Here is an 8,366-nt window from a genome sequence, read left to right on the forward strand (position 1 = left end):
GGTCAGAGCGGCAGCAGATCCGGCCGCTTGGCCGCCGCATGGTCCCCCGAACTCTCACCGCGCAGCCGGCGGCCGATCCAGGGCACCAGGTGCTCACGCGCCCAGTGGATGTCGTCGCGCCGTACTTCCATCGCGCCTCGCGGCGGGAGCGGCGGCCACGGCTGGTCCGGATCGGCGGGTACGGCGAGCCCGAGGACCTGTCCGGCGCGCAGCGCGACCCGGGTGTGCCCCTCGGGGGACAGATGCAGCCGGTCGGCGTCCCAGGCCCGTCTGTCCTGGACCGACTTCAACGACCACAGGTCGAGTACGGGGCAGCCGTAGCGGTCGGCGATGGCCCGTACATGCGCGGTGTAGGTGGCGATCCTGCCGCGCAGATGGCGCAGCACCGGGACATCGCGGGTGTCGAAACCGGTGGTCACCAGGACCGTGCCGACCGCGGCGGTGAGATCGGCGACCGCGCGCTCGAACCGCTCGGCCACATCGTCGGGATCGCTGCCCGGCCGGATGATGTCATTGCCCCCGGCGCAGAACGACACCAGGTCCGGGGCGAGTTCCCTCGCCCTCGGCACCTGATCCGCGACGATCTGGTCGAGGAGACGGCCGCGTACGGCGAGATTGGCGTAACGGAAGGTGTGATCCGGTGTGCGGTCGGCGAGCAGAACCGCGAACCGGTCCGCCCAGCCGACGTACGTCCCGTCCGGCCCCGGGTCGCCGACGCCCTCGGTGAAACTGTCACCGATCGCCGCATATGACGTGATTCCGCCCTTGCTTCCTTTTCTCGGTTCGTCTGCCACAAGCACTTATTTTTCCCGTACGGATGTGACCTACGCGACCGTAGGGAGGGGTTGACGGGGCGTGACTTTTACCACCGGGAAATGTCGATCGCTCGGGAATAGCCGAATCCCCTCGTACCACCGGGGCGGTACGAGGGGATTCGAGGATGCCGAACGCGTCCGGATCGATCGGGACTCAGCCGTATCGGGAATCAGCGACCGGGACTTCAGCGATCAAGACTCAGAGGGAGACGCCGTGCTGGCGCAGATACGCCACGGGGTCGATGTCCGAGCCGTAGCCGGGACCGGTGCGGACCTCGAAGTGCAGGTGCGGTCCGCTGGAGTTGCCGGTCGAGCCGGAGAGGCCGATCTGCTGGCCGCCGCTCACGCTCTGCCCCGCGGAGACGGAGAGAGAGGAGAGGTGGGCGTACTGCGAGTACTTGCCGTCGGTGTGCTTGATGACGACCTCGTTGCCGTACGCACCGCTCCAGCCCGCGGAGACCACGGTGCCCGGGCCGACGGACCGGACGCCGGTACCGGTGCCGGCCGCGAAGTCGACCCCGGTGTGGTAGCCGCTGGACCACATGGCGCCGGAGGCGCGGTACGAGGTGGTGACACCGGCACCGGCGAGCGGGGTGGTGTAGCCGGAGCCACTGGACTGGGCCGGCTGCTCCGCCGGAGCGGGCTCGGGGGCGGGCTCGGCCTCGGGAGCGGGCTCGGCCGACGGCGTGGATTCGGCGGCGGACTGCGCGGCCGGGGCCTGCTCGGCGGTCTCCGGCGCGGAGTCACGGGAGTCGTCGCGCGACGGCCGGTCCTTGCTCTCCGGACGGGTCTCCGCCTTCGGCTCGGCCTTGCCCTCCGCCGGGGCGCCGAGCGTGAGCTTGAGACCCGGGTGGATCAGGGAGGGGTTGTCGCCGACTGCCTCACGGTTGTCCGCGTAGAGCTTCTGCCAGCCGCCGCTCAGGTCGTGTTCATCGGCGATCTTCGACAGATAGTCACCGGCGACAACGCGATAGACGGTGGGAGCTGCGGCCTGCTGCGCGGCAGGGGCGGCCGGGGCGTTCGCGGAGGCAACGGCCGCGGCGGAGACGGCGGCCGGGGCGGTGGCCGGGGCCGAACGCTCCACGGCGTGGGCGCCGGTCGCGCCCAGCAGCGGAAGAGCGATGACGGCGCCGCCGGCGCTCGCGGCGACGATGCCACGGGTGATGGTGCCGCGCGTGATGGTGCCGACCTTGGGACGGCGGTGCTTACCCTGTGCGGGCATGACGCATTTCCTCTCCGGCGCCTGCGAGGTGAGCTGTCGGGTTCGGGCTGGAGCTGCCCGGCCGCACGACTGTGCGACTTCACCCCGAGCCGTCCCGGACCAAGGGATCGGCGTACTGACTGGGTCCCCCGCTCCTGCCACGCGTGGATGATGGGTGCGGATTCCGGTCGGCGGCAGGACTAGGCGATCCGCCCGGAGTGCCGTGACCGTAAGCGAGTTCCAAGGACCGGAACAACCCGTTCCCTTTTCCGATCATTGAGGTACGGGATTGCATCCGGGAATTTCTGGTCACACTCCGTGGAACGCGGAACCTCAACTTCCGGTCCGGCGTCGGAATTCCCGCACCGTCACCCGCCACACACCGTCACCACTATGATCCTGCTCACGAGCCGTGCCCCATCTCCCCTATAGATGGGGCACGTTATATCGAATAGCCCAATTCGGTCAGAAGCCTGCGTATCCATTGATTAGCGGGCACCTCACCACTGGATCAGCTGTGGGTCCGACGTCGTCGGCGAGTGCGGTGCGCGCGATCCGGCCATGCCGCGCGCGTACGCGGTGAAGAGCGCCGCGGACGGTGCGCGCCCCCTGCCGCGCCCCCGCGCAGACCCGTGACGACGCCCGGCACGGCTCCCCCTGTCCCCCTGAGACGGTCCCGCCGCAGGAGTGGTTGCCCGGGGGAACCGATGTCGTATCGTCGGGAACACGCCATCGTCGGCGAGGAGCGCCGACGGCAGTGACCTTCAGGAGTCCACGTGACGCAGCAGCTGCCGCAGGTCCCGTCGACCGAACCCGAGCTGACCGGGGTTCGCAACTTCCGCGACGTGGGCGGGCTGCCGACCGTGGACGGACGGCGGGTGCGGCACGGACAGCTCTTCCGGAGCGGTCATCTGGCCAACGCGACGGAGAGCGACGCCGCCTTTCTGGCCGCGCTGGGGCTGCACACGATCTTCGACTTCCGCAATGCCGCCGATATCCGGCTGGAGGGCCCGGATGTGGCGCTGCCCGGCGTACGGAATATGAATCTGCCGCTCAGTGACCCGGCCGACGGGGCGGAATTCTGGAAGATGGTCCGGGAGGGCGATCTCGACGAGCTGAGGTCGATCCTGTCGGACGGCCAGGCCGCGGACCGGATGGCGGCGTCGTACCGCGCGATGATCGAGCACCGTACGGACGATCACAGCCGGATCGTGCACGCGCTCGCGGCGGACAGTGTGCCCGCGCTGATGCACTGCGCGGCGGGCAAGGACCGCGCGGGGCTGTCCATAGCCGTGTCACTGCTGGCGGTGGGGGTGGAGCGGGACGCGATCGAGGCGGACTATCTGAAGTCCAATGATCCGCACCGCCGCTATCTGGTGCGCCGCGCGGACAACTCCCCGGCGGGGATGTCGCCGGAGGTCATGGAGCTGCTGAGCCCGCTCTTCGACGCGCGCGCGGACTATCTGCGCGCGGCCTTCGAGACGATCGAGCGGCTGTGGGGCACCACCGACCGCTATCTCGCGGAGGGGCTGGGAATCAGCTCCGGGACACGCGAACGGCTGCGGGACCGGCTCCTCGACGCGGGCTGACGCCGGGCCGAAGGGGGCGGGTGGGGCGGTTGAGTACGGTGCGGTCCGCGTGGCTCGCCCGGAGCGGGCCGTCCGCGTGACCCGCCTACTTGGCGCCCATCTCGAACAGCAGATAGAGGAAGCCCGCGAACACATGGCCCGCGACGAGGTAGGCGAAGAGCCGGATCACCATGCCTCTGGGGAACTTGGACTCCTCCTTGCCCGGTGCCTTGCCCGGGGTCCGGTCCGGGGCCTCGCCCGGGGTCCGGTCCGAGGTCCTGCTCAGGGTCCGGTCCGGGGTCCCGTCCGGAGTCCTGTCCGGCGTCTCGCCCTCGGCCTTCGCGGGCGGAGCCGCACCGTCCGGCACGACGGGGTTCTCTGACATGGCGGTCCTCTCATCTGCGGGGCGTTCCGGTGTCACGGAGGGCACCGTGTTCAGGCGTGCGGGTGGACGTCGGGGCTCTGGAGCAGGGTGTGGACGAAGAGCATCTCGGCGCCGTCACGGGTGGCGGCGGCGATCCGGTGGGGCGTGAGCGAGTCGAAGTGCGCGCTGTCCCCGGGACCCAGGTCGTGCACCGCCTCCCCCAGGGTGAGCCGCAGCCGCCCGTCCAGGACGTACAGCCACTCCTCGCCCGGATGCACCCGGACCAGATCGCCCTGGGCGCCGTACGGCACGAGCAGCCGCAGGGCCTGCATGGCCTTGCCGGGGGATCCCACCTGGTGGTACGTCCAGCCGTCGGCCGCCGCGGGCTCCCGGCGGCCGGCCCGGATCACGGGGTCGCGCTCGGGCGACAGCTCGCCCAGCAGCTCGGCGATTGTCGTACCGTAGATCCTGGCAAGGCTCAGCAGCATCGGCAGCGACGGCTGTCGGCGGCCGGTCTCCAGCCGGGACAGATGCGCGGGTGAAAGGCCGGCGCGCTGGGCGGCAGCCTCCAGGGTGAGACCGCGCCGCCGGCGCAGATCCCGCAGCCGGGGCGCGACGTGCGGCAGGTCCGCCGGCAGTTCTCCGGCGGGAGATCGGAGGTCCGGGGGGTGGCCCCCGGGAGGACTCTGCATACGTCCATTGCGCCAGGGAAATGCCTCTGAGGCAAATTTCGTACCTCAGAGGCAAAAACCGCAGAAGTCGGTGACAGACCTGGCCAGCGGCCTGCCGACGTCCGTCAGCGGTTGGCGACGGCCTGTTTGATCAGGGTTTTGCCGAAGTCCCACATCAGTCCGCCCCCGGCATGGGCGTCGTCCATCACCGCCGTGAAGGCCGTGACGAACCGGTCCACCTCCCGTTCGCCGATCGTCAGCGGCGGAATCAGTTTGATCACTTCCAGCTCGTCGCCGGAGACCTGGGTGAGGATGCGGTGCTTCTCCAGCAGGGGCACCACGACCATCTGGGCGAAGAGACCCTTGCGGGCCGCTTGCAGCATGGTCCAGCGGCTGCGCAGCTTGAGCGAGTCCGGCCGCCCGAACTCGATGCCGATCATCAGTCCGCGCCCGCGCACCTCGTACAGGAACTCATAGCGGTCGACGAGCGCGGCCAGCCGTCCGCGCAGCAGCTCTCCCATGGTGCGGGCGTGCGCGACGAGCTTCTCGTCCTCGATCACGGAGAGCACCGCGAGTCCGGCCGCCATCGCCTGGGCGTTGGAGCCGAAGCTCGCCGAGTGCACCAGGACGCGGTCCATCGAGGAGTAGACCTTCTTGAAGATCCAGTCCTTGCCGAGGGTGGCGCCGACCGGCACATAGCCGCCCGAGAGCGCCTTGGCGACACAGACCAGATCCGGTTCCACCCCGGGTTCGTGCTGGTAGGCGTAGAAGTCACCGGTCCTGCCGAGCCCGGTCTGCACCTCGTCGGCGATCAGCAGCGCCTTGTGCCGGTGCAGCAGTTCCTGGGCGGCGCGCAGATAGCCGGGCGGGGCCCGGTGCACCCCCTTGCCCTGGATCGGCTCCACCACCAGGGCCGCCACATCGCCCCGCCGCAGCTCGCGCTCCAGGGCGGCCGGATCGCCGAGCGGGACGGCGGTGTCGGGCAGCAGGGGCGCGAAGCCGTCCCGGAAGCCGGACTCGCCGTTGACGGAGAGCGATCCGGTGGTCAGCCCGTGGAAGGCGTGGTCGCAGTACAGGACCCGCGGCCGGCCGGTGGCGTACCGGGCGAACTTCAGGGCGGTCTCCACCGCCTCCGTACCGCTGTTGCCGAAGAACACCCGGTCCAGATGAGGGCTGTGGGCCAGCAGTTTCTCGGCCAGCAGGCCCGGCAGCGGCTGGCAGTCGAAGCGGGTGAGGTCGGCGAGCGAGGCGTCGAGGACATCGTGCAGTGCCTTGCGTACGACGGGGTGGTGGCGGCCGAGGCCCATCACGCCGAAGCCCGCGAGCATATCCAGATAGTCCCGGCCGTCCGCGTCCCAGAAGTACGCGCCCTCGGCCCGCTCGTAGACCTTGTCGAAGCCGATGGTGTGCAGCACGCGCGGCAGTTGGTGATTGAGGTACCGGGCGTGCAGCTCGTAGCGTTCCCCGCCGCGCTCGGCGAGCAGTCCCGGCAGGTCGAAGCCCTGGACCGGCCGGGGCAGGCCGCGGTCCTGGCCCGGTCCGGGCAGGTCGAAGCCCTGGGCCGGTCCGGGCGGGCCGAGGGCCTCGGCCCGCTGGCCTTGGCTCTGGACCTCCTCGGACGGCCCGAGGCCCTCGGCGCTCTCCGTCATCTTCCTCAGCTCTCCTTGGCGGCGACGGCTGCGCTGATCCGCCCCGCGATCTCCACCGGGGTCAGCCCGATGTCGGCGAGCACCTCGCCGCGTTTGGCGTGGGCGAGGAACTGTTCGGGGATGCCGAACGTCCGCAGCGGCACATCGACATCCGCGTCGCGCAGCGCCTGGCCGACGGCCGATCCGACACCGCCGTTGCGGCTGTTGTCCTCCACCACGGCGACCAGCCGATGGGTCGAGGCGAGCGGGGGGAGCTGCTCGTCCAGCGGCTTGACCCAGCGGGGGTCGATGACGGTACAGCGGATTCCGCGCCCCTCCAGCAGTTCCGCGGCCTGGAGGCAGACGGACGCCAGCGCGCCCACCGACACCAGCAGCACCTCGGCGTCGGGCGTCCGGCGCAGGACGTCCATCGTGCCGATCCGGCCGATCGACGCCACCGGCGGGCCGACCGACTCCTTGGGGAAGCGCAGTACGGTCGGCGCGTCGTCCACGTCGACGGCCTCGCGCAGTTCCTCCCGCAGCCGTTCGGCGTCGCGGGGTGCCGCGATCCGCAGGCCGGGGACGACCTGGAGGATGGACATGTCCCACATGCCGTTGTGCGAGGGGCCGTCGGTGCCGGTGATGCCCGCGCGGTCCAGGACGAACGTCACTCCGCACTTGTGCAGGGCGACATCCAGCAGCACCTGGTCGAACGCGCGGTTGAGGAACGTCGCGTACACCGCGACGACCGGGTGGAGGCCGGCGGTGGCGAGACCGGCGGCGCAGACCGCGGCGTGCTGCTCGGCGATGCCGACGTCCCAGACCCGGTCGGGGAAGCGTTCGGCGAACCGGGTCAGTCCGACCGGGTGCAGCATGGCCGCGGTGATGGCCACGACATCGGGCCGCTCGGCCCCGATCTCGGCGATCTCCGCGCCGAAGACGGAGGTCCAGGAGGGCCCGCCCGCCGGGTTGAGCGGTGCGCAGGTCAGCGGGTCCATCGCACCGACGGCGTGGAACCGGTCGGCGTCGTCCTCCAGGGCCGGCTGATAGCCGCGCCCCTTCTCGGTGAGGCAGTGGACGAGGACCGGGCCGTGGAACCGCTTGGCCCGGCGCAGCGCGGACTCGACGGCCGCCGTGTCGTGTCCGTCGATGGGACCCAGATACTTCAGGCCCAGATCCTCGAACATCCCCTGGGGCGCGAAGGCGTCCTTGAACCCCTTCTTGGCGCCGTGCAGGGATTCGTACAGCGGCCTGCCGACGACGGGGGTGTGGTTGAGGACGTCCTTGCCCCAGGCGAGGAAGCGCTCGTAGCCGTCGGTGGTACGGAGGGTGGCGAGGTGGTTGGCGAGGCCGCCGATCGTCGGCGCGTACGAGCGCTCGTTGTCGTTGACGACGATGATCAGCGGGCGGTCCTTGGCGGCGGCGATGTTGTTCAGCGCCTCCCAGGCCATCCCGCCGGTCAGCGCCCCGTCGCCGATGACGGCGACGACATGGTCGCTTCGGCCGAGTACCTGATGCGCCTTGGCGAGGCCGTCGGCCCAGCCGAGGACGGTGGATGCGTGGGAGTTCTCGATGATGTCGTGGTCGGACTCCTCCCGGGAGGGATAGCCGGAGAGGCCGCCCTTGCCGCGCAGTTTGGAGAAGTCCTGGCGGCCGGTGAGGAGCTTGTGCACATAGCTCTGGTGGCCGGTGTCCCAGAGGATGCGGTCGGCGGGCGAGTCGAAGACGCGGTGCAGGGCGATGGTCAGCTCGACCACGCCCAGATTGGGACCGAGGTGGCCTCCCGTTCTGGCCACCGCTCTGATCAGAAACTCTCTTATGTCCTCCGCGAGTTCGGTGAGTTCCGCGTCGGTCAGCGCCCTGAGATCGCGCGGCCCCCGGATGGTCTCCAAAACGGTCACGGTCGGACCCCCTTCCCTTGCTGATTCGGCTCACGGTGACGGACTCGGGCCTGCCCGCGGCGACGGCCCCGGGCAGGCTCTCGGAGTCCGCTTCGGCTCAGCTCACGGTGACGGCGGGCCGGCCCGACGACACCCCCGCTTCCTCCATCTGTTCGGCGATCTTCATGGCCTCGTCGATGAGGGTCTCCACGATCTTCGACTCGGGCACCGTCTTGATG

General features: G+C 70.4%; 7 protein-coding genes, 1 pseudogene and 1 riboswitch. Of the genes and pseudogenes, 1 reads left to right on the forward strand and 7 read right to left on the reverse strand.

Features of this window, described 5'->3' with window-relative positions:
* Positions 1-2: 2 nt before the first annotated feature.
* Entirely contained in the window at positions 3-800 is a 798-nt protein-coding gene (locus tag ACWF94_RS01035; protein WP_453483425.1) for an SGNH/GDSL hydrolase family protein, read from the reverse strand.
* Positions 801-1,014: 214 nt separating this feature from the next.
* A complete protein-coding gene (locus ACWF94_RS01040) occupies positions 1,015-2,037 on the reverse strand; it encodes a LysM peptidoglycan-binding domain-containing M23 family metallopeptidase (protein ID WP_453483427.1) in 1,023 nt (340 codons plus the stop codon).
* Between the two features lie 3 nt (positions 2,038-2,040).
* Positions 2,041-2,204: riboswitch (cyclic di-AMP (ydaO/yuaA leader) on the reverse strand.
* A gap of 588 nt (positions 2,205-2,792) precedes the next feature.
* On the opposite strand from ACWF94_RS01040, the gene ACWF94_RS01045 reads away from it, so the two are divergent.
* On the forward strand, positions 2,793-3,605 hold the full coding sequence (locus tag ACWF94_RS01045) for a tyrosine-protein phosphatase (RefSeq protein ID WP_453483429.1): 813 nt from the start codon (positions 2,793-2,795) through the stop codon (positions 3,603-3,605).
* 85 nt (positions 3,606-3,690) lie between these two features.
* Here the strand turns inward: ACWF94_RS01045 and ACWF94_RS01050 are convergent, their stop codons facing one another.
* The 5 genes and pseudogenes from ACWF94_RS01050 to ACWF94_RS01070 all read right to left on the reverse strand — a co-directional run.
* The gene (locus ACWF94_RS01050) at positions 3,691-3,870 is read right to left on the reverse strand and encodes a DUF6126 family protein (RefSeq protein WP_453483447.1); all 180 of its coding nucleotides are present in this window, start codon (positions 3,868-3,870) and stop codon (positions 3,691-3,693) included.
* A 149-nt stretch (positions 3,871-4,019) separates the two neighbouring features.
* A complete protein-coding gene (locus ACWF94_RS01055) occupies positions 4,020-4,640 on the reverse strand; it encodes an XRE family transcriptional regulator (RefSeq protein ID WP_453483431.1) in 621 nt (206 codons plus the stop codon).
* A gap of 104 nt (positions 4,641-4,744) precedes the next feature.
* Positions 4,745-6,268 carry an aspartate aminotransferase family protein gene (locus tag ACWF94_RS01060; protein WP_453483433.1) on the reverse strand — a complete coding sequence of 508 codons (1,524 nt, stop codon included), beginning with the start codon at positions 6,266-6,268 and terminating at the stop codon, positions 4,745-4,747.
* A gap of 5 nt (positions 6,269-6,273) precedes the next feature.
* Entirely contained in the window at positions 6,274-8,148 is a 1,875-nt protein-coding gene (gene dxs, locus ACWF94_RS01065; RefSeq protein ID WP_453483434.1) for a 1-deoxy-D-xylulose-5-phosphate synthase, read from the reverse strand.
* Positions 8,149-8,245: 97 nt separating this feature from the next.
* Positions 8,246-8,366 (reverse strand): annotated as a pseudogene (locus tag ACWF94_RS01070) (flavodoxin-dependent (E)-4-hydroxy-3-methylbut-2-enyl-diphosphate synthase); the annotation flags it as partial.

The sequence above is a fragment of the Streptomyces sp. NPDC055078 genome, from assembly GCF_053607985.1.